Annotated in this window: 17 protein-coding genes; 10 read left to right on the forward strand and 7 right to left on the reverse strand. The window is 64.2% G+C overall.

From position 1 onward, the window contains the following. The first annotated feature begins 17 nt into the window (after positions 1–17). Positions 18–1835, forward strand: coding sequence for a class I SAM-dependent methyltransferase (locus tag GBZ48_RS18185; protein WP_174472283.1), 1818 nt, complete (start codon positions 18–20; stop codon positions 1833–1835). Here GBZ48_RS18185 and GBZ48_RS18190 read toward each other — a convergent pair. The 4 genes from GBZ48_RS18190 to GBZ48_RS18205 form a co-directional block, all read right to left on the reverse strand. Beyond that, on the reverse strand, positions 1747–2424 hold the full coding sequence (locus GBZ48_RS18190; protein WP_174472284.1) for a hypothetical protein: 678 nt from the start codon (positions 2422–2424) through the stop codon (positions 1747–1749). The two genes, GBZ48_RS18185 and GBZ48_RS18190, sit on opposite strands and share 89 nt — an antisense overlap. Positions 2425–2600: 176 nt before the next feature. Then, the gene (locus tag GBZ48_RS18195; RefSeq protein ID WP_174472285.1) at positions 2601–3341 is read right to left on the reverse strand and encodes a hypothetical protein; all 741 of its coding nucleotides are present in this window, start codon (positions 3339–3341) and stop codon (positions 2601–2603) included. 369 nt (positions 3342–3710) lie between these two features. After that, positions 3711–4565, reverse strand: coding sequence for a hypothetical protein (locus tag GBZ48_RS18200; protein ID WP_174472286.1), 855 nt, complete (start codon positions 4563–4565; stop codon positions 3711–3713). 99 nt (positions 4566–4664) lie between these two features. Further along, entirely contained in the window at positions 4665–5129 is a 465-nt protein-coding gene (locus tag GBZ48_RS18205; protein WP_174472287.1) for a hypothetical protein, read from the reverse strand. Between the two features lie 165 nt (positions 5130–5294). Between GBZ48_RS18205 and GBZ48_RS18210 the strand changes: the two genes are divergently transcribed. From GBZ48_RS18210 to GBZ48_RS18250, 9 genes are all read left to right on the forward strand, one after another. Continuing rightward, positions 5295–5864 carry a hypothetical protein gene (locus GBZ48_RS18210; protein ID WP_174472288.1) on the forward strand — a complete coding sequence of 190 codons (570 nt, stop codon included), beginning with the start codon at positions 5295–5297 and terminating at the stop codon, positions 5862–5864. A 213-nt stretch (positions 5865–6077) separates the two neighbouring features. After that, positions 6078–6368 (forward strand): His-Xaa-Ser system protein HxsD, encoded by a 291-nt coding sequence (hxsD, locus tag GBZ48_RS18215; protein WP_174472289.1) that lies wholly within the window; start codon positions 6078–6080, stop codon positions 6366–6368. 75 nt (positions 6369–6443) lie between these two features. Then, a complete protein-coding gene (hxsB, locus tag GBZ48_RS18220; protein WP_174472290.1) occupies positions 6444–7886 on the forward strand; it encodes a His-Xaa-Ser system radical SAM maturase HxsB in 1443 nt (480 codons plus the stop codon). After that, positions 7886–9073, forward strand: a complete 1188-nt coding sequence (gene hxsC / locus GBZ48_RS18225; protein WP_174472291.1) for a His-Xaa-Ser system radical SAM maturase HxsC — start codon at positions 7886–7888, stop codon at positions 9071–9073. The genes hxsB and hxsC overlap by 1 nt, the downstream gene beginning before the upstream one ends. Continuing rightward, positions 9070–9732 carry a His-Xaa-Ser repeat protein HxsA gene (gene hxsA, locus GBZ48_RS18230; protein ID WP_174472292.1) on the forward strand — a complete coding sequence of 221 codons (663 nt, stop codon included), beginning with the start codon at positions 9070–9072 and terminating at the stop codon, positions 9730–9732. Before hxsC ends, hxsA begins: the two co-directional genes overlap by 4 nt. A gap of 99 nt (positions 9733–9831) precedes the next feature. Continuing rightward, positions 9832–11142 carry an AAA family ATPase gene (locus GBZ48_RS18235; RefSeq protein WP_174472293.1) on the forward strand — a complete coding sequence of 437 codons (1311 nt, stop codon included), beginning with the start codon at positions 9832–9834 and terminating at the stop codon, positions 11140–11142. A 228-nt stretch (positions 11143–11370) separates the two neighbouring features. Continuing rightward, complete coding sequence (locus GBZ48_RS18240; protein WP_174472294.1) at positions 11371–12405, forward strand: aldo/keto reductase; 1035 nt, start codon at positions 11371–11373, stop codon at positions 12403–12405. A gap of 269 nt (positions 12406–12674) precedes the next feature. Further along, positions 12675–13172, forward strand: coding sequence for a YciE/YciF ferroxidase family protein (locus tag GBZ48_RS18245; protein ID WP_111068341.1), 498 nt, complete (start codon positions 12675–12677; stop codon positions 13170–13172). 257 nt (positions 13173–13429) lie between these two features. Then, complete coding sequence (locus tag GBZ48_RS18250) at positions 13430–14398, forward strand: zinc metalloprotease HtpX (protein ID WP_174472295.1); 969 nt, start codon at positions 13430–13432, stop codon at positions 14396–14398. A 183-nt stretch (positions 14399–14581) separates the two neighbouring features. On the opposite strand, the gene GBZ48_RS18255 is transcribed toward GBZ48_RS18250, so the two are convergent. Genes GBZ48_RS18255 through GBZ48_RS18265 form a run of 3 tightly spaced genes read right to left on the reverse strand, consistent with a single transcriptional unit; the run spans position 14582 to position 20014 of the window. Continuing rightward, a complete protein-coding gene (locus tag GBZ48_RS18255) occupies positions 14582–17842 on the reverse strand; it encodes an error-prone DNA polymerase (RefSeq protein ID WP_174472296.1) in 3261 nt (1086 codons plus the stop codon). Further along, positions 17839–19413 (reverse strand): Y-family DNA polymerase, encoded by a 1575-nt coding sequence (locus tag GBZ48_RS18260; RefSeq protein WP_174472297.1) that lies wholly within the window; start codon positions 19411–19413, stop codon positions 17839–17841. Before GBZ48_RS18260 ends, GBZ48_RS18255 begins: the two co-directional genes overlap by 4 nt. Next, complete coding sequence (locus GBZ48_RS18265) at positions 19301–20014, reverse strand: ImuA family protein (protein ID WP_246307277.1); 714 nt, start codon at positions 20012–20014, stop codon at positions 19301–19303. The genes GBZ48_RS18260 and GBZ48_RS18265 overlap by 113 nt, the downstream gene beginning before the upstream one ends. Positions 20015–20537 lie beyond the last annotated feature (523 nt).

A 20537-nucleotide genomic window follows, 5' to 3' on the forward strand; every position in this document is an offset into this window, starting at 1 on the left:
CACGGCAGTGTTTGGTCATGACCGATCTTCATCCGACAGCACCGGAGCATCTCGATACGACGCCGGACGGGGACACCGTGGCGGCATACTCACGGCGCGCCCAGGAGTTCGTCGCCCAGTACGAGACCGTCGCCTTCGAGGAGCTCTACGCCGACGTCCTCGACCTGATTCCGTACCAGCCGTCAGCGGTGCTGGATGTCGGGGCTGGGTCCGGCCGCGACGCGGCTTGGTTGGCAGGTCGTGGTCATTCCGTCGTCGCCGTCGAACCGGCGGCTGGAATGCGTGAGGAAGCTGCCCGGAAGCATCCGTCTGCCGGAATCCGGTGGATGGATGACCGACTGCCCGGACTGGAGCGGGTCCACCGCACCGGCATTGTGTTCGACCTGATCCTGCTGGCCGCCGTGTGGATGCACGTGTCACCGGCCGACCGGCGACGTGCCTTCCGGAAATTGGCGACGCTGCTGAAACCGGGCGGCCGCATGATTATCAGCCTGCGTCATGGGCCGAGCGATCCGGAACGGCCGATGCTCCCCGTCAGCCACGCCGAGATCGAGCGCCTCGCGGCCGAGCATGGCGCCATGATCAGCCGGTTCATCAAGACGCGAGACCGCCTCGGCCGGTCGGACGTCAGCTGGGAGACCGTCGTTGTCCAGTTAGCGGACGATGGCACCGGCGCGTTGCCGCTGATCCGGCATATCGTCCTCAATGACGCGAAATCCAGCAGCTATAAGCTGGCCCTGCTGCGCGTCGTCGCGCGGGCCGCGGATGCCTCCCCCGGCCTTGCCATGGCCGACGGCGATGACGGTGTGGTTCTCCCGCTCGGGCTGATCGCCCTCTACTGGATCAGGATGTTCCTGCCGCTGGTCGCGGCCGACCTGCCGCAAACGCCGACCAGCCGGAGCGGGGGTGGGCTGGGCTTCGTCAAGGAACCATTCCGACGCCTTGCTGGTACCGCGCCACCCGAACTGCGGGTCGGCGCAGAGTTCCTGGGCGATGCTGGCCAGGCGCTGGCCGGAGCCATCCGGGACGCGGCGAGGACGATCACCGACATGCCCGCGCACTACATCACGTACCCGGGCAGCGACCGGCAGGTGTTCGATGCCGTGACCCGGCGCGGTCCGCGCACCGGCGAGCGGCTGGTGTTGGACGCGCTCTATCTGTGGTCGGTTGGCGACTTCCGGATTCCGCTGAACGTCTGGCACGCCTTGACGCGCCTGAACACTTGGATCGAGCCCGCGCTCACCATGGAGTGGACGCGGCTGATGCAGCAGTATCTGGCCCGCCAAGGTCGCTCCGTCCCCGAAGGCCATATCGCCGAGGCCCTCGCTTGGCTTGATCCCCAGCGCGGCACGGCCGAGGTTCGGCGCCTCACCGCCGCCATGTTCGATGCGGGGCAGCCGGTCTTCTGCGTCTGGACGGGTCGGAAGCTGCGGCAGGAAGGCCTGGACATCGACCACTGCCTGCCGTTCTCCGCATGGCCGAATGCCGACCTCTGGAACCTGATGCCTGCCGATGCGCGCGTGAACCGGCACCGGAAAGCAGACCGCCTCGTCTCGGCCGATCTGCTGGACCGCTGCGGCGACCGGATTACGGACTGGTGGGAGCGGGCGTATCTGCGAGGCGGCGATGTCCTGGCGCGCCGGTTCGGCCGCGAGGCGGCGGCGTCACTGCCGGTGGATGCGGTACTTGATGGCTTGGTCGGCTTGAAACCGGTCCTGGAGGCGGTGGCCGCCAAGCGGTTGATGCTCAAAGCGACACAGCAACTGCCTGAGTGGAATGGGCAGCTGGCTCCTCGGCAGGTCGCTGAGGAGCCGCCAGCGTCGTCTCCTGCCTGACGGAGTCCGCGAGGGGGAGAATCTTCGGATTGAGGCTCGAAAGCAGCATCAAGGCGTTCAGGCGCTGCCTCGGAGACATGCCGCTGCCGCTCCCGGCGGAGGCGAGGTACCAGGCGGCATCGAAGGAAATCGCGTCCACCGCATCCGGCGAGAGCGTGGACCAGAGCGTCGTATCCGACTTCACGGCCTGATAAGCCAGCCAGCATGTACCGCTTTCCAAGACGCCGTACACCTCCTCGGCCATCAGCCCTGTGCCCGGCAACTCTGCGGCCAGCGCCCGGAGCGCAGAGGAAGCCCTCCAGTCATCGAGGTATCGGGCCGGGTCGTCGCCCCAGGGAAACCGCCTACTCCCTTCCATCCACCTCACGACCGCTGCCACGACCCTGGATGCCCTCCGCTCGTCAGGGAGATGGCCGCTTGCGGCCAGATGGTAGACGGTGTCTTGCACGAGCGGGTCGGCGTGTCGGGGATGCAGCGAGAGCAGGCCAACCTCACCGATGGCCTCGATGGCGCTGAAGGCCAAGGCGCCTGTCGCATGCCCTCTCGACCGGCTCGCCACCCAATCCATGATCTCGTTCAGGCCGTTCATCGCCATCTCCATCCTCAGCAGATGGGAAAGCGTTGCTCGGCCGCAGGCAAGGGACCAGGATGGTCAGGCCGTGAGCTCGTGGCAAATGATCTTGGGCTTCTTGATATTGCTGCCAACTAGGAGGCATTGCCGGACCACCCGATGCTCTCTTCTGGATGGGTTCGGGCGTGCTCCTCTCAGTCTCGCAAGTCGCATCGGTCCTCCAGTAGCCCAAGCCTCACCAGACGAGATCCGACCGCACCACGTGTCCGCCCGAAGTGATCGGCCAGTTCCACCCCGCCTTTCCCCTCGTCCCGGTACAGGCATGTCAACTCGCTGTCTTCCTCCTCCGTCCAGGCTTGCCCAGTGTTTTCGGGCAGGTTGTGCTCGATGGCGCGCTGGCGGGCCGCCTCACGCCGCTCCTCTGGAGATAGTTTCGGTTTCGTTGTCTTGGGGAGTGGCCGGTAGCCGCCTTCGCTCAGCAGCTTGTTTCCGCGGCCTTTGAGAACCTCAACCCAGAAAATCTGCGCGCGCTCCGCAGCGTCAGTTCCAGCCGTCACTTCGAAAACGACGAACATTGGCATCCCCCCGCCACTGCGAATGTGCCGGATGCGCTCGTCCACCTTCGGGTGCTCACCGGCCTTGTATGCGCGAGCGCCACGCACTGTACCGACGTAGAAGACCCGGTGGTCGGCGGGGTCGACGATGCCGTAGACCGTCCAGCGGTCGGCCTCTTCCGCTGCGTCCAGAACCCCGCCCCCATTCGCCCCATCGCCCATGGTCGCCTCCGCCCCGGCCATCGCCTGTGTAATGATTTCGCGATGCCAGCGATGTTTGTTGAGCAGTGGCTCGCCGCGCGCTGCCAAGATCCCAATCCACCGGTTCTCGGATGCGATGGACGCCTCCAAACTACCCACCTCGTCCAGCGCCTCAAACACCGGCATGTCTCCGGCCGAAACCACAGTATGAAGCCAGCTTCGCACGCCCGTTCCACGTGGCCGGACTCGGAGTCCTTTGAGGTGAGTTTGCTGTCGTTTAGCGAAATCCTCTGTCTGGCCAACGTAGAAGGCAGCACCGGTATTCGGGCAGCGGATCGCATAGGTGACGAACCTGCGGTTGTCTGAATCCGGGAGGTCTGTGGGCGAGTGCGCATCTCGATAGGCGTTGGATGTAGTTGCCGCGTCTCCCACTGACTCGTTCTCGTGTCTTGTGTACGGTTGCCGGACCATGTTCCTGATGCAAAAGTTGAAGCGCCAAGAGATCGCTGTTGCAGGAAATACACCGCTCACGGGCATGGGCGCGGTCGTTCACTTGGTCGAGTATGCCCCGTAGACCTTGCCCGAGCGATCAGCGACGAGACCGCACTCGATGTCGCCGGTCATTACTTCGTACCGGTCCGTAATGTCACGGGGGTTGTCGACGGTGGTCTTAAAGGGTCGGTGCGTGCCGGAGATCAGATACGGTGGACGTGGGTGGACTACGAAGACGAGTTTGGCGTTGGCCTTGAACGCCTTGGCGGTATCCGGGGTCATGGGAATACGGCCGATGATCCCCTCATGTTCCACCGACTTCATGCTGTCGCCCATCTTGTAGGGATTCGGTTCCTTGTTCTTCGGAAACAGCGAATCGCATCCGTATGACTTGCAGGCACGGACACGGTCGAAGATCGCGGTGGTTTCCGAGTCGATGTTCGCGACGGAAACCTTCGCCCCCATCTTCGACGTGGCCTCGTACTCGCCTACCACGCGCTGCTTCTGTGTCACGACGGCGGCGATTGCGCCACCGTAACTCACTTCTTTCCCGGCAGGGTCTTTATAGCCACTTAACGCCGACCACCACGCAAATGCCTCGTTGCTGAAGGCGTAGGTGCTGACGACCAGTACGCCTTTATCTGCGTCATACTTCAGGTATTGGATGTTCGGTTCCCGCTCGATCAGCAAAGTTCGCGGCGCCTTCTTGGCGGCCTCGGCGACCCTTGCGTTATAAGCGGCCGTCGTCTCGAATTCGCTCTTCGGTTCGATTTTCGGTAGCAGGGTCGCGGCCTCGGTGAACGGCTGGGACACCAGCATCTTATCCTTGTAGTCATTACATCCGGCAGCAAAGGCCACCGAAGGCGAGACGAAACATGCCAGCGCCAGAACCACACCGAACCGACGCGCCATTGTTGTCTCCTAACCCGCGTCCGTGGAACTCGCATATAGGTTTACACGCAAGCGTGAGCGTTGCAACAGCATCCACCTCCGGTTCATCTCCGCCCTGGGCTATTCGAGAAGCGCCCGCATGTCATTGAGGAAGCTCCTGGCGCCAGGGGCAGCGGTCCAATCGGCCCATGACAGATGAGCGGAGCCAGTGCTCTGGCGCTTCGCTGTGTAGAGGGGCACCACTGCGGATTTCGGAAGACCGAGAGCTTCGTGTAACCGCATATCGCGGGTCCAGCGCACCCCGATGAAGAAGTCCGATTTCTCGATGTTGGCGGCCTTGAGGGTCACGCGCGGGAAGGGGCCATCGGTCCCGAGGATGCGAGACTTGACTTCGATCCGGCCGAAGGTCGGAGACAAAACGTCGTGCCCCCGGGAGTTGCTGGAGGTCAGTTCACCGCCGGTGACCAGTGCCGTAAGGATTTCCGCAAGCCGGTGATGCGAGATTGCCAAGTGCCGCTCGACGCACCGCGCCGACCGCAAGATGTCCGCCATCTCAGCGGCGTCTTGGCGCAGGAGGTCCATCATGCCAGTCAAGCTGCCTCCCAATCACGGCTACGATGCGTTCCCGATTGTCGGTCGCCGGGAATGCGGAGTACAGCTTCGTGATCGCCTCTCGGCCCGTCGCTCGACTCCGAGATGGTGCCAGCCATGGCCCATCCCCATCTGCTTCTACAGAAAGCGGAGGGTAACATGCGGTTCTTGCCGTCGGCGCAGTTCATCGAGCAGTCGCAGGTGGCCGACGAGTTCGTCGCGTCCGCGGCGGCGCTGGCCAATCGCCTGTTGGACGCCAAGGGCCTGGGCGGCCTGCCGCCGTGCAGCGTCAGCTACTTCATTGAGGAGCTTCATCGGCCGGGTGCTGCGATCGGTCTGCACAGCAAGGGCACGGCCAACGTCCGGCTGAACTTGGCTTGGCTTGCCGAACTGGCGCAGCGAGAGACCGCCCCCGAGTGGGAGGTCGCCTTCGTTATCCTGCATGAATACGCCCATTTCGTCCTCGAACTTCTGGAAGCCCGGGAAGCCAGCCCCGGCGCGACGCGCCGACGTATCGAGGCTGGACACGCTGATTTTCTGCGCCGGATGAACCATCTCGGGTGGCTCGCCGATCCGGTATCGCGAAAGCTCCTGTCCAACCACAATGCCATTGCCGAGGAATGGTACTGCGATGCCTTCGCCTACTGGGTCGCGGGCACCTTGCCGGAGCCACATGCCGAGTTCTTCGACGAGCTTCTGGCAGAGGTGCGCTCCCCTCCAGCCGGTTGAAGGTTGAGTTCTGTGCATACTACCGTATGCTCGCATGAGTTACATGGACGCAGGCTGTCTCTCAAAAATAGGTTGAAACTGGGTCTGTGCTTTGACAGGCTGGACTACCTCTAATGGATAGTACGCCAGCTACGGTTCTCAGCCATGCCAGCCTCAGCCGCCACCCAACCATCGGATGTCCCGCGAGGTGCGGCGTTCCCGTTCGATTTTACGGTGTCGGTAGACACGGCGATCTTCCCCAGTGAAGTCGTGCTCCGCACCTGCTACGCCTTCACCGACCGGTGCCACTGCTGGCTCGAGTCAGAGGAGGGCGCGCGCATCTTGGTTGGCTTCAGGCTCAAGGCCCCATCGGCTGACCCGGATGCCATCAGGGGCGAGTTCGGGAACGCGCTGATCGACTTCGGCCTACGCGCCAGCATCGAGGAGAAGACACGAGCCGTCCGTGAAGCCATCGTCTCCGCGGCCCTGGCCGAGGCCAACGCACCCGCGCCCGTGAAGCGATAGGGGGCCGGGTTGGCAGGGCGTCTCCCCTTTGCACCGCTGGCTGACTTTCGTCCGAAGGAACCGGGCTACCAACCGATGCCCTTCCGGTTCGCGCGCATCCCTGGCGTCGACGGAAAGGTGCTGGTTACGTCCGAGGTCGGCGAGTTCGAGTTTCTGGACGAGACCGACTTCAGGGCTTTCGAGGCCGGTACGCTGAGTCCGGCCACCGATGCCTACGCGGATCTTCAGGGGAAGCATTTCCTGGTCGAGGGCGATCCCTCGACCACCCTCAGGATGGTCGCCGCGAAGTACCGAACCCGGAAGTCCTTCCTGAAGGGCGGACCGGCCCTTCACGTGTTCGTGGTGACCCTCCGGTGCGACCACAGCTGCCGTTATTGCCAGGTCTCCAGGCAGACAGCCGACCAGGCACGCTTCGACATGTCGACCGAGACGGTCGCCGCGGCCATCGACCTGATGTTCCAGACGCCGTCGCCGTCCCTGACGGTCGAGTTCCAAGGTGGCGAACCCCTTCTTGCGTTCCCGCGCATCCGGCAGATCGTGGAAGCGATCGAGGAGCGCAATCGGGTCAAGGGTCGCGCCATCACCTTCTCGATGACGTCGACCCTGCATCAGGCCGACGGCGAGGTGCTGGAGTTCCTCCGCCGCCACGATTTCCAGCTTTCCACCTCGCTGGACGGTCCCGAGACCTTGCACGATGCCAACCGGCCCCAGCCTGGCCGGGAGTCCCACCGGCGCACCGTGGAGGGTATCGGCCGTGTCCGGGCGGTTCTGGGCGAGCGCAGCCTCTCGGCCCTGACGACGCTCACACGTGAGAGCCTGAAGCACCCCGAGGCCATCGTGGATGAATATGTCCGCCTTGGGTTCCCTTCCATCTTCTTGCGGCCTCTGAGCCCGTTCGGTTTCGCGGCCAAGGCGGCGCAGCGGATCGGCTACGGGATGGAGGAGTTCCTGCCCTTCTATGAGCGAGCGCTTGCCTACATCCTCGAGCTCAACCGCAAGGGCGTTGCGATCCAGGAGGCGTACACGGGCTTCCTCCTCAGCCATATCCTGACGCCGTTTCCGACCGGCTACGTCGACCTACGGTCGCCGACCGGCGCCGGTCTGGGCGCCCGGGTCTACAATTATGACGGCGGCGTCTACGCCTCCGATGAAGGGCGGATGCTGGCGGAGATGGGCGACCATAGCCTGCGGCTCGGCACTGTCCACGACAGCCATGCCGACCTGATGCAGTCCGAGGGCATGCAGCTGCTGCTCGCCACCGGCGTCGCCGAGGCGCTGCCCGGCTGCTCCGATTGCGCCTTCCTGCCATACTGCGGCGCCGACCCGGTCTTCAACCTGGCGCGCGAGGGTGACCCCGTCGGCCATCGGCCGACGAATGCCCACTGCACCAAGCACACCGGCTTGTTCCGGATCCTGTTCCGCTATCTGGCCGAGGCCGACCCGCACGTCATGAGGACCTTCACCTCCTGGGTGACCCAGCGGCCGGTCCAACGCCTGCCGGACGCGGAAGCTGCCTGATGCTTCCCCTTCACACACGGGCGGTGATCTCGGGCGACCTCTCCCGGCCGTTGCTGAAGGTCCTCGACCTCGCTGAGGCGTTGCGGGGAGACGTGCCTCATGAGCAGGTCGCCGTGCAGCTGGATGACGGTATCGACGTTGACACCGGCGTTCTGCGCGACCTAGGCTTCGCCGCGGTGATGCGGCCGGGTGCCACCGACATTCGCCCAGACGATGCCCTGCCGGTCATCTGCGGGCTGAGCAACACCGACGTCGTAAATCCCGGCGACGTCATCCGGGTGCGGCACGATAGCGGGCAGCTGAGCGTGCTCTACCGACGCGGGGCGAACGCGAATTCCCTGTTCCTGACCGAGCAATGCAACAGCCGCTGCCTGATGTGCAGCCAGCCGCCGCGCGACGAGGACGACCTCTGGCGGGTCAGTGAACTCCTGGAGCTCATCCCGCTCATCGACCGGGATCTGCCGCAGCTGGGTTTCACCGGCGGTGAGCCGACGCTGCTCGGCCCGCTGCTGCCGGAGCTCATCCGCGCCTGTAAGGCGGCGCTGCCGCGAACCGGCCTGCACATCCTGACCAACGGGCGCAACTTCGCCGAGCCGGTCTTGGCCGACAGCGTCCATGAGGCAGCCGGGTGCACGACCTGGGCGATCCCACTCTATGCCGACGTGCCCTCCCGACACGATCATGTCGTCCAAGCCGCGGGCGCGTTCGACGCGACGGTCAACGGCATCTACAATCTGGCTGAACGCGGACACGCGATTGAGATCCGCTTCGTCGTGCATGCGCAGACCTTGCCGCGCATGCAACGGTTCGCCGAGTTCATCTGGCGGAACATGCCGTTCGTCAGCCACGTCGCCTTCATGGGGTTGGAGCCGATGGGCTTCGCGAAGGTGAACCGGGACCTGCTGTGGGTCGACCCGGTGGACTATGGTCCGGCGCTGGCCGAGGCGGCTTGGCACCTCCAGGACCGCGGCATCACGACGTCGATCTACAACGTCCCGCTCTGCGTCCTGCCCGAGGCCGCTTGGCCGCTGGCGCGTCAGAGCATCTCCGATTGGAAGAACATCTACGACCCGGCTTGCGAGGGGTGCTCGATGCGGCCGCGCTGCTGCGGGTTCTTCGCGTCGCATGGCCCGGCATGGCGAAGCCGAGGCATCAAGGCATTCAGGTTCGATGAGGCAGCAGAATGAAGAAGAACTGGACCGACTACCTGAAGCAGGTGCTGGGCTGGACGGCCCCGACGGCGGCCACCTTGTCGAGCATCTGGTCGCCTGCGCAGGCCGGGCCGCTGCCGGTCCTATTGCCCGAGGCGCACCCGGCGAACACCCGGCTTCAGCCGCTGACCTTCGTGATGCCGAACAGGATGGAAGGCCCGGAGATCTACATCGGTCACCGCAGCCATTCCAGCCATCGGAGCCACAGCAGCCATCGATCGCATTATTCGAGCGCGGGCGGTTACACGTCGCCGTCCTATTCGGCACCCGTCTATTCGCCCCCGCCGCCTCCACCCCCGGCGCCGGTCTACAACGCGCCCTCGACGGTGACGACACCGTCCTGGTCCAGCCCGTCGAAGACGACGACCGCTCCTTACCAGCCGCCTGCACCGGCGTCCGGTTCGGCTTCTTCAGGAACCACAGCAGCGCCTCGAGCAAGCCAGCAGGACGCCATCGCGATGACGATGCGGGTCCAAGTCGAACTCATGAGGCTCGGCTACTACAAGGGCAAAATTGATGGGAAAATGGGACCGGGAACCAAGGAGGCGTTGCGAGCATTCCAGCGGGCTGAGGGGCTGGTGGTCACGGGGGTGATGGATAACGCGACATTGGGTAAGCTGGGCATCACGGGGTGAAATCAACTAGCCTCTCGCAAAATAGCGCAACCATTGAATAATAATACGTGCTAGTTTTTCTCGTGCATCAAATGACTGCTATGATAGCGAGGATTTGGAATGTCGGTCTGGGAAATGTTCGGATTTCGTGACAATCCCTTCAGCACGGATCCTGTCCCACCGAACGACGAAGGCACGCACCTTCTCGTCGGTAGGGATAGAGAACTCGCCAGACTGCGGATGTCCCTCACCTCGTCGGCAAACCATACGACAATCGAGGGCGCCAACGGCGTGGGTAAATCCAGCCTTGTCGGTATTGCATCCTATACACTTTTTCAAGATCATCTGCGTGATCGGAAGCGGCCGTTGTACATTCCGGTCAATCGCCCGTTTCAGATTTCCTCGACAGAATCGGCAGCCGACTTCTCGGCAACATTCCTGTACACCCTCGCCCGAGAAATTTCCAATCGCCGGGATCTAATTGCTCAGCATCACAGTGGCTTGAGAAATCTGGACGATCTTGATACATGGCTTAATGATCCAGTCCTTACCAGCGGCGGAGGTGGCCTCAATATTCTTGGAACAGGAGCTTCAGGCAATATCGCGCGAAGTGCTAATAGCAGTCAAGGTTTCGCAAACGGGGGCGTAGAAGCGCATCTTAGAGAAATGCTTCAAGCCATATTCCCGAATGCACGCTCCGGAAGTTTCATATGCGTTTTGGATAACCTTGAGCTGTTGGATACTTCAACAAAAGCCCGAGCTACGCTTGAAGAGCTCCGCGATGGAGTCCTGTCGCTCCCAGGCGTCAAGTGGATCCTATGTGGTGCACGCGGTATATTGCGCAGCGTTGTATCAACGCCAAGACTTCAGGGAAAGTTAGCCGATCCGGTTGAACTCTATCCTCTTGGGCCGAGCGCGGTTACTGAGGTCATCAGGACAAGGCTTGAACTCTACAAAATCCGCCCTGATGCTTATACGCCGGTCGAGGCAGATGGATTTCGTAAGATTTATCAGATCGGCAATCATAACCTCCGCATCTCACTAAAATATTGCGAGGATTTTGTCTTATGGTGCGCACTCAATGATAATCTTCCTCAGACAAGTGAGGACAAGTTCGGATTGATTGACGCATGGTTCTCGCAGATTGCCGAGGACCTTCATATCAACACGATGGATGTCACACCAAGGGCATGGAGGCTATTCGATCAAATTGCGGAGAAACCGGAGGGATGTTCTCCCGGAGACTATGCCGAATTTGATTTTAACAGCGGTCCAGCAATGCAGCCACACCTTCGTAACCTTGAACAGGCACAGCTAATTCACAGCGCAACGGATGATGTGGATCGCCGTCGGAAGACCATCAACCTCACGCCTAGAGGATGGATTGTTCGCTATCATCGCTGTAATTATCAGCTGCCACCAGCAGCCTGACACCCTGCTGCTTAGCTCCTGAAAGAAGGCTTGTCGAAATCCGGCGAGCCTTCTACGTGTCGGCCTCACATCACGCCGCCACTTGGCGCTCCATCATCTCCGCCGCTTAGTTAACCTCGAAGCGTGACATATTTTTGACATCAGGTCACAAAAGCTGAGAGCGTCGGCACTCTAATTCACGTCCGAGGGATCGGCTACATTGCTTCCAGCAGGATTAAAGGAAAAGACTTGGAGTACTGGGCCCTGGGTGCCTCGGGCCTCAAGGTGCCCGCGCTCAGCTTTGGGACCGGCACCTTCGGTGGCAAGGGGCCGCTGTTTTCGGCTTGGGGGAACAGCGACGTCGATGACGCCCGGCGGTTGATCGACATCTGCCTCGACGCCGGTATCACACTCTTCGACACCGCCGATGTCTATTCGGATGGCGGCTCGGAAGAGGTGCTCGGCGCCGCCATCCGTGGGCGGCGCGACAAAGTGCTGATCTCGACCAAGACCGGGTTGCCCATGGGCGACGGGCCGAACGATGCCGGTCTTTCCCGTCATCGGCTGATTGGCGCCGTGGAAGCAGCGCTCCGGCGGCTCGGGACGGATTACATCGACCTGCTCCAGCTGCACGCCTTCGATGCCTTCACGCCGGTGGAGGAGGTGCTGCACACGCTGGACACGCTCGTCCGCGCCGGGAAGGTCCGCCATGTCGGTGCCTCGAACTTCGCTGGCTGGCAGCTGATGAAGTCGCTCGCCGTCGCCGACCGCCAAGGGTGGCCGCGCCATGTCGCGCATCAGGTCTACTATTCGCTGACCGGGCGTGACTACGAATGGGAGTTGATGCCCCTTGGCCTCGACCAGAAGGTCGGTGCGCTGGTTTGGAGCCCGCTCGGCTGGGGCAGGCTGACCGGTAAGATCCGCCGTGGTCAGCCGATCCCCCAGGGCAGCCGCCTCCACGATACCGCACAGTGGGGGCCGCCTGTCGAAGAGGAGCGTCTCTACCGGATCGTCGACGCGCTGGACGCCGTGGCGGCCGAGACCGGGCGCAGCGTTCCCCAAGTCGCCATCGCTTGGCTGCTCGCGCGGCCGACCGTTTCCTCGGTGATCATCGGCGCCCGCAACGAGGCGCAGCTGCGCGACAATCTGGGGGCCGTCGGCTGGACGCTCGAACCCGGTCAGATCGCTCGTCTCGACGCGGCCAGCGACGTGATGCCCGCCTACCCCTATTACCCGTACCGCACGCAGGAGGGCTTCGCCCGGCTCAATCCGATGCCCGTCTGAGGTCCCGGAGGGCTCCTGAGGCGCTCTGCGTCGGAGCGGCGTACAGGCCAGACTCTGCGATGGGCGTCCAGTGCGGATGCTCTCCGACCGCCAACAGCAGCGCACCGGTGGTCACCGAAGCCCACAGTCCAATTACGGCGATCAACTGACGCTTGCTGTACCGATGGTCGATCTGAGGATCTGCCCGCAAGGAAAGCGCTGCATCCCTGTTGAGGTTGGGGCGCTCTCGCCAACCGCCTTTACCGAAAACAGTCGTCAGGAGCACCCCCATGTCCAAAGAAGCATTGAAGGATCTCCTCATCGAGGAGCTTCAGGACGCATACAGTTCCGAGACCCAGATCCTCGAGGCGCTGCCCGCGATGGCGGACGCGGCGTCATCTCCTCAGCTGAAGCAGGCATTTCAGACCCACCTTCAGGAGACGGATGGGCAGGTAAAGCGTCTGGAACAGATCTTCCAGATCCTCCAGGCCGATCCCGCGGGCAACACCTGCGAGGCAACCCAGGGGCTGATCGAGGAAGCCGAGGAGATCATGGACCAGGGCCTCTCGCCGGAGGTTCTCGATGTCGCCCTGATCATGGCCGCCCAGAAGGTCGAGCATTACGAGATCGCCAGCTACGGCTCCCTCAGGACGCTGGCGGAGACGTGCGGGATGACGGACGTCGCCAAGCTGCTCGATGAGACACTCAGCGAGGAGAAGGCAACCGATGAGAAGCTGACCCAGCTTGCCGAGGGCGAGGTCAATCAGCGTGCCTTCAAGGCGGCGTGACCGGTCGGCGGCGGTCGTACTGATGCGCGGCCGCCGCTTGCCACCATGGTGCCTTGCTCAGCACAGGGCGGCTAAATGGGGCGCGCAGACGTCCTCCTGGCGATGTCCTCCGATTTTCCAGCGACGTGACGACTCCAGGGGTAACTTGGGCCGAAGCCTCGTTCGTGGAACAGGCCGCGACGGTGCCATGCTGTCTTGATCGGATGGCAGGCCTTTCCAAAATCTGCATGCATAGCAAACCCGGAAGACGGGCAACCATGTACGCGCTCCACCTCAATGAACAGGAGCTTCGTCGACACAAGCTCCGCAACGTGGTGCAGTCCATCCTGTTGGTTGGAGGCCTGACTCTTCTCGCCGCTGCCATCGGCTGGTTGCTCTTTGGACCGGCAGGGATCCTGTGGGTCATCATCCTCATAGGAGCGGCGCTGGCATTCACCCCATCGATCTCGCCCCAGGTCATCCTGAGGCTCTACGGTGCCCGCCGCCTTCGTCGAACCGAGATTCCAGAGGTCCAGGAGAGCCTCGCGGTATTGGCCCGGCAGGCCGGGCTGCCCAGCATCCCCGAACTGCATTATCTGGCGACGCCGATGCCGAATGCGTTCGCCGTAGGCTCCGCGAGCAGTAGCGCCATCGTCCTGACGGACGGCCTCTTGAGGGTCATGAACCTGCGTGAACTCGTCGGCGTCCTGGCCCATGAGGTGAGCCACGTCCGGAACCATGACCTGTTCATCATGGGGCTGGCCGACATCATCAGCCGGGTCACGGGAGCCATGGCAACTACCGGCATCATCCTGCTGTTCTTCAGCCTGCCGTTGATGCTGGCGGAGCAGGTCGGGTTCCCCTGGCTGTTGATTGCCCTGCTCCTCGGGGCACCCACCGTCAACACGCTCATCCAACTCACCCTGTCCCGAACGCGGGAGTTCGACGCCGACCTGGACGCGGCCGCGATCACCGGGGACCCTGCGGGCCTGGCCTCCGCCCTGGCCAAGCTCCAGCGGTACGATCCCGGCTTCTGGGAGCGCGTGCTGTTCCCTGGTCGGCGGAATCCCCACCCGTCCGTGCTGCGCACCCATCCGGCTACCGAAGAGCGCATCGAGCGCCTTCTTGCGCTCCGTCAGGTCGCATCCCTGCGACCGGCTTATGAGGCGCGGTCGATCGCGCTTCCTAGTCACCTCGCGCCGCCCGTCCATCGACCACGCTGGCGTGCGTCCGGGCTTTGGCATTGACCGCCGTCCCTTTTGTCCCCGCGCCATAAACCGAACAGCGCGGTCTTGTGCGGCCATGGCGCCGGGCCCAGCTGTGAAGCGCTTGAACCCTGAAAGGACTCAGCCCTCTTCCCGGCGTCGTCATACTGAACGCGAGCGGCGCGCTTGCCCGACCTCGACACGGCGGATTTCGGTTCAGGCTGCTTATCGAAAGTCCCGCGTCTGCGGCTTGATACCGGCCCCGAGCCGCAGATCAGGGTCGTACATCTCCTTTGCCTGCGGCATCTGCCGCCCGGCTAACCCTGTTCCGACCTCATCGGACCGGCACGACCGCAGCGGCATCGGCTCCCCTCGGCCACCAAGCGACCGCAGTAGGTCCGTCTGGTCGGTCAACCGCTCAGCGATCAGGTGGATGACCTCGCCCTCGACCTGCACGCGGCCCTTCACCGCCATCATGCTGGCGCCCAGGACGACGCGGCGCTGCTGCTCGAAGAGCTTCTTCCAGACGATGACGTTAGCGATGCCGGTTTCGTCCTCAAGCGTGATGAACAGCACCCCATTGGCGCTTCCCGGCCGCTGCCTGACCAGCACCAAGCCGGATACGGTCACCCTGAGTCCGTCTCGGGTGTGGGCGAGGTCGGTGCAGGGGATGATGCCCTGGCGTCGGAGATCCCTGCGCAGGAACGACATCGGATGGCTGCGCAGGCTCAAGCCCGTCGTCGAGTAGTCCTCGACCACCTCGCTGCCCGCGCTCATGGGCCTGAGGGCGACCTCCGGCTCATCAGCCTCCCGCTCGGCCCTGGCGGCGGCGAAAAGCGGCAGGGCCTCATCTCGGAGCGCCCGGATGGCCCAGACTGCCTCCCGGCGCCTCAGGCCAAGGCCTGCGAAGCCATCCGCGGCCGCCAACTGGCGAAGAGCCGCCACCGGCACGCCCGCCCGGCACCACAAGTCTTCGACGCCGCCATAAGGCCGGTCCTCGCGGGCGGCAACGATCCCGGCCGCGGCGGCGTTGGCCAGCCCCTTGACCAGCCGGAAGCCAAGCCGGACAGCCAGCCTGCCGTCCGCCATCGGCTCCAAGGTGCAGTCCCATCGCGAGGCGTTGACGTCGACCGGCCGTACCTCGACGCCGTGCTCCCGCGCATCCCGGACGATCTGGGCGGGTGCGTAGAAGCCCATCGGCTGCGCATTCAGCAGGGCGGCACAGAACACTTCGGGATGGTGGCATTTCATCCAGCTGCTGGCGTAGGCGATCAGGGCGAAGGACGCCGCATGGCTTTCCGGGAAACCGTAGCTGCCGAAGCCTTCCAACTGCTTGAAGGTCCCCTCAGCGAAATCCTGGCTGTACCCGCGCGCCACCATGCCGTTGACCAGCTTGTCGCGGAATCGGCTGACTCCGCCAGTGAACTTGAAGGTGGCCATCGACTTCCGCAACTGGTCGGCCTCGCCGGGTGTGAAGCCCGCGCAAACAATCGAGACCTTCATGGCTTGCTCCTGGAACAGGGGCACCCCCAGGGTCGGCCCCAGCACGGCTTCGAGCTCGGGCTTCGGGTATTCCACCGGCTCCAGTCCCTCCCGGCGCCGCAGGTACGGATGCACCATGTCGCCCTGGATCGGGCCGGGGCGGACGATGGCCACCTCGATGACCAGGTCGTAGAAGGTCTGCGGCTTGATCCGCGGCAGCATGGCCATCTGCGCCCGGGATTCGATTTGAAAGACCCCCAGGGTGTCCGCCCTCCGGATCATCGCATAGGTCGCCGGGTCCTCGGCCGGGATGCTCGCCAAGCTCAAGCAGATGCCTTTGTGTTCATTGAGGAATTCGAAGGCTCTGCGCATGCAGCCGAGCATGCCGAGGCCGAGGACATCGACCTTCATGATGCGGAGGACGTCGATGTCGTCCTTGTCCCACTCGATGACCTGTCGGTCTTCCATAGCAGCGGGTTCAATGGGGACGAGTTCGTCGAGCCTGTCTTGCGTCAGCACAAAACCACCCGGGTGCTGAGATAGATGCCTCGGCGTGCCCATCAGCTGTCGGGCAAGCTCCAGCGTCAGCCTGAGACGCCGGTCTCCCAGGTTGAGCTTCAGTTCGGCTGCATGCTGCTCATCGACACCCTCGTCGGACCAAGCCCATATTTGTCCGGCCAGCGCGGCCGTGACGTCCTCGGTGAGCCCCATGACCTTTCCGACGTCCCTGATTGCCCCGCGCGCTCGGTACCGGCTGACCACGGCGGTCAAGGCCGCGCGATGGCGCCCATAGGTCTCGTAAATCCATTGGATCACGATCTCGCGCCGGTCATGCTCGAAGTCGACGTCGATGTCGGGCGGCTCTCTGCGTTCGGCCGATACGAAGCGTTCGAACAACAGGTTGTGGCGCTCGGGATCAATGCTGGTGATTCCGAGCACATAACAGACTGCCGAGTTCGCCGCCGAACCCCGACCCTGGCATAGGATCCCGCGGGAACAGGCGAAGCGAACGATGCTGTGGACGGTCAGGAAGTAGGGCGCGTAGCCCAACTGGTCGATGAGCCTCAACTCATGCTTGAGCACCGCCTGAACCTTCTCCGGCACGCCATCGGGATAGCGGTCGGCAACGGCCGACCAGGTCAACTGCTCCAACGACTGCTGCGCCGTCAGGCCTGGAATTACCACCTCCTCAGGATATTGGTACTGGAGTTCGGACAGGCAGAAGTGGCAGCGGTCGACGATCTCCAGCGTGCGGGCCACCGCCTCCGGGTACTTCGCGAACAAGCGCGTCATCTCCGCCGGAGGCTTGAGATGGCGGTCGGCGAAGCGCTCCCGCCGGAAGCCCACGCTGTCGATGGTGCAGCCCTCGCGGATGCATGTGACGACATCCTGCATGATCCGGCGCTCCGGCGCATGATACAGGACGTCGTTGGTCGCCACCGTCGGCACGCGTAGCGCGGCCGCCATTGCCGTCAGCCGATGCAGGCGCATGGCATCGCCCGGACGTCGCCGGAGCGTCAACGCCACATAGCAGCGGCCGGGATAGATCCGGTGCAGGCGCTCCAGCTGCCGAGCACAGTGCTCATCCACTTCTCCCGGCACCAGGATGGCGAGCAGTCCCTCAGCCCAGTCTGCCAAGTCCTCCCAGGTGAGCTCGCAGCCTCCTTTGCCAGCCCGGGCCTTGCCGATGGTCAGCAGGCGGCAAAGCCGCCCGTAGCCCGCCCTGTTCATTGGGAACAGCAGCAGGGCCGTGCTGTCGGTCAGATCGACCCGGCAGCCGACCACCAGCCGCACGCCGGTCTGCCGGGACGCCTCGTAGCCGCGCACAATGCCCGCCAGCGAGTGCCGGTCGACGATACCCAATGCCGGGATGCCCAAAGCCGAGGCCTGCGCGAACAACTCCTCCGGGGATGAGGCGCCGCGCAGGAAGCTGAAGTGGGTGGTCACCTGGAGCTCTGCGTAGGCCACGCTCGCAGTGATCGGCTCCTTGTCCCCCGCCGTCATCCAAATAGCCCATGGATGAACCAGCGCACCGGGCCGGTCTCCGGCGAGCCCTCCCAAGACCTGTAGAGCCAGAAGCGCTCGCCTGCATGGTCTTCGACGGCGTAGTAGTCGCGCGCCGCCGCCATCTCGCGGTCGCGCCGCCACCATTCGCCATGGATGCGCTCCGGACCATCGGCGCGCTTCACGAGCCGCCGAACTCCCCGCCATGTGAAAGCCATCGGCGGGTGGTCAGGCATCAGGGCCAGCGTCTCGATGGGTTCCGGCGGCGTCAGCAGCCTTCCCGGCCGCGGCCACTGGGATGGCCAACCGGCTGGGACCGGTGGCGCCAGGGCCGGGATGCGCGTGACCGACCTCTCGGGGACATCGCTTTCCAAGGGTGCGCACCGATAGAGCCGGTCATGGCCGATCCGGTTGCCCAGGACATCGACCAGTCCGGCGATAGTGGCCGCGTCATCGTGGGCGGCAAGGTCGGTTCCAGCGCCGACCAGGCGGCCGACCTCCTCGGCCGTCAGGGGCTCGGCAAGCGTGGCCGTCAAGATGGCGGCCTCAATGCCGAACCCAGGGTCGACCTTATCGACACGCTCGACCAACAGACGGATGAGGTGCGCCGCGCTACGGACCGGCTTGGCCGTCCCGACCCGGATGGCCTGCATCGTTCCATCGACCCGATGCCAGAGCAGGTCCAGCGTTCTGGCGCCCAGCCCACGTTGTTCCAGCTGTCCGCAGAGGTCCGTCACCAGTGCCCTGATAACGGCCTGGAGAGCCTCAGCCGTGCTGACGGGCTCGACCAGGCTACGGCGCGCCTGGACGGCTTCGGTCGGGACGACAGGCACAATCGGTTCAGCGATGCGGCCGAAGACTTGGTCCAGCCGTCGGCCAAGCAGCGAGCCGAACCGATGGGCCAGCGGCGCGCGAGGTGTTGCCTTCAGGTCACCGATGGTCTCGAAGCCCAGGCGTCGGAGTTCCGTCGTCATCTCTGGCGGCAGCCGCAGGGCGGCGAGCGGCAGCGTGGAGACGAGCTCCATCGCGTCATCGACGACAACGACGGGCCGGTGGCCGAAGCGCGCGATGGCGTTGGCGGCGCCCGGCGTACCGGCGGCCGCAGCCCGCGCGGCAACGCCTATTCCAGCAAGGCGCCCGACCAGGTCGTCAAGCAGCTGGCGTTCGCCGCCCATCAGATGGCTGGCACCGGTAATGTCGATCCACAGGCCATCTGGTGGGTCCACGGCCACCATCGGGCTGTAGCGGAGCGCCCACAGAGCCAGCCGGTGCAGCCCTTCGGCGTCGGCATCGAGATCCGCATCGGCAACCGTCAGGTCCGGCACCATTGCTCGCCCATGGGCGAGCGGGATGCCCCGTCGCAGGCCGATCCTGTGGGCGGCCATGTCTACGGCCGTGATGACACGCTGAGCGCCGGTCGACGCGACGACGAAGGGTTTGTCGGTCGGCTCGTCGGCGTCAGGCGCCGATCCGGAGCCCGGCCTGCCGCGGCGGTTCTTCGACGAGCGTGCCCTGGCGCGAAGACGATCCGTCGGCCAGGTTGGCAAGTAGACCGAGACGACCCTCCTCATCGCAGCCCTCCATGTCCCACTCACCGGTCCCACCGCCACGACACCGCACCAGTTCCACCCGCCATCGCCTTCGGCCGATCCCCGACGCTGGCAGCGGGCTGGACGGCCGGGCCGAGACCCGCCAACGTGTGACGGCGGCCGTGGGCTGGCCGACCTCGGCGGCGGCCGCGGCCGGGCTGCGCCACCGGCGCAGGATGATGGCGGTGACGCCGGAGTGCTCGGCGGCGATCTGCATGCGCCTGGAAGCAACCATCGGCAACTTGGCGAGCTCGCCGACCACGGCTGCCAGCCCGCGGTGGCGCAGGCCTTCCTCGATCAGCAGAGGCAGCGTCTTCTCGTCCGGCGCCTCGGCGTAGATAACCCGGTTTGGGTTCAGGCCGACCTGGGAGAGCGCCGGGGCGAACAAGTCCGACGCCCGCAGGCACCAGAGCACCGGCCCCGTCATCCTGGACAGGATGCCCGCGACGAACAAGGTGGCCGCCGCAGCGTGGATCACTCCCAGGTCGCCGCCCTCGGCCACCTCGTGCACGGCCCCCAACGCCAGTCCGCCGCTTGGCAGCCGATCGTCGACCGCAGCGAGCCCGAACGGCAGCACGCGCATGACGCGCTGCTCGCCGCGTTCCAGCTGACGGATGCGGTTGCGTAGGTCCTGAAGGGCAGGTCGAGGGGACTGGTCAGGATACATGTCTCTTGAGACAGGCCGGGAAGGATTATGTTCCCTTTTTGTTCCTCAGAAGCCGGACATAAGTCAAGACCAAGCCTATTCCGGCCAAGGTCAGGGCAGTGGCGTCACGTTTCTCCACGTCGCTGACGTGATCATGGACTCAGTGTCACAAGCGGAAATCCGGCGCAAACAGCCGGATCTTGAGTAGGTCGTTAAGGGCGGGGCATCCACGGCGAAGGCAGGAGAGTGACCGAACGCAGTGAAGTAAAGGGGAGAGGCCGGATAGTTCATCCCGGACCGGTTGCTGGATGCTGAACGACTCGGATCCTGTCCCTGATGGCCAGTGCTTTGTCAGATCTACATACTATGACGCGCGTTCGCGCGAAGAAGGTGCAACTGCCATGGTGGAGTAGGGAGGCTGAAATGACACAGTGTGTCGTCGTCTCCTACGGAGCGGAGG

This window comes from Azospirillum melinis (genome assembly GCF_013340935.1).
Lineage (GTDB): Bacteria > Pseudomonadota > Alphaproteobacteria > Azospirillales > Azospirillaceae > Azospirillum > Azospirillum melinis.

Bases quoted from the DNA above. Each gene is read 5' to 3' on its own strand.
- GBZ48_RS18210 (WP_174472288.1), top strand. From the start codon at position 5,295: ATGCGGTTCTTGCCGTCGGCGCAGTTCATCGAGCAGTCGCAGGTGGCC.
- GBZ48_RS18185 (WP_174472283.1), top strand. From the start codon at position 18: ATGACCGATCTTCATCCGACAGCACCGGAGCATCTCGATACGACGCCG.
- GBZ48_RS18260 (WP_174472297.1), bottom strand. From the start codon at position 19,413: ATGAGGAGGGTCGTCTCGGTCTACTTGCCAACCTGGCCGACGGATCGT.
- GBZ48_RS18255 (WP_174472296.1), bottom strand. From the start codon at position 17,842: ATGACGGCGGGGGACAAGGAGCCGATCACTGCGAGCGTGGCCTACGCA.
- GBZ48_RS18190 (WP_174472284.1), bottom strand. From the start codon at position 2,424: ATGAACGGCCTGAACGAGATCATGGATTGGGTGGCGAGCCGGTCGAGA.
- GBZ48_RS18235 (WP_174472293.1), top strand. From the start codon at position 9,832: ATGTCGGTCTGGGAAATGTTCGGATTTCGTGACAATCCCTTCAGCACG.
- GBZ48_RS18200 (WP_174472286.1), bottom strand. From the start codon at position 4,565: ATGGCGCGTCGGTTCGGTGTGGTTCTGGCGCTGGCATGTTTCGTCTCG.
- GBZ48_RS18245 (WP_111068341.1), top strand. From the start codon at position 12,675: ATGTCCAAAGAAGCATTGAAGGATCTCCTCATCGAGGAGCTTCAGGAC.
- hxsA (WP_174472292.1), top strand. From the start codon at position 9,070: ATGAAGAAGAACTGGACCGACTACCTGAAGCAGGTGCTGGGCTGGACG.
- GBZ48_RS18250 (WP_174472295.1), top strand. From the start codon at position 13,430: ATGTACGCGCTCCACCTCAATGAACAGGAGCTTCGTCGACACAAGCTC.
- GBZ48_RS18265 (WP_246307277.1), bottom strand. From the start codon at position 20,014: ATGCGCGTGCTGCCGTTCGGGCTCGCTGCGGTCGACGATCGGCTGCCA.
- hxsC (WP_174472291.1), top strand. From the start codon at position 7,886: ATGCTTCCCCTTCACACACGGGCGGTGATCTCGGGCGACCTCTCCCGG.
- hxsB (WP_174472290.1), top strand. From the start codon at position 6,444: ATGCCCTTCCGGTTCGCGCGCATCCCTGGCGTCGACGGAAAGGTGCTG.
- GBZ48_RS18205 (WP_174472287.1), bottom strand. From the start codon at position 5,129: ATGATGGACCTCCTGCGCCAAGACGCCGCTGAGATGGCGGACATCTTG.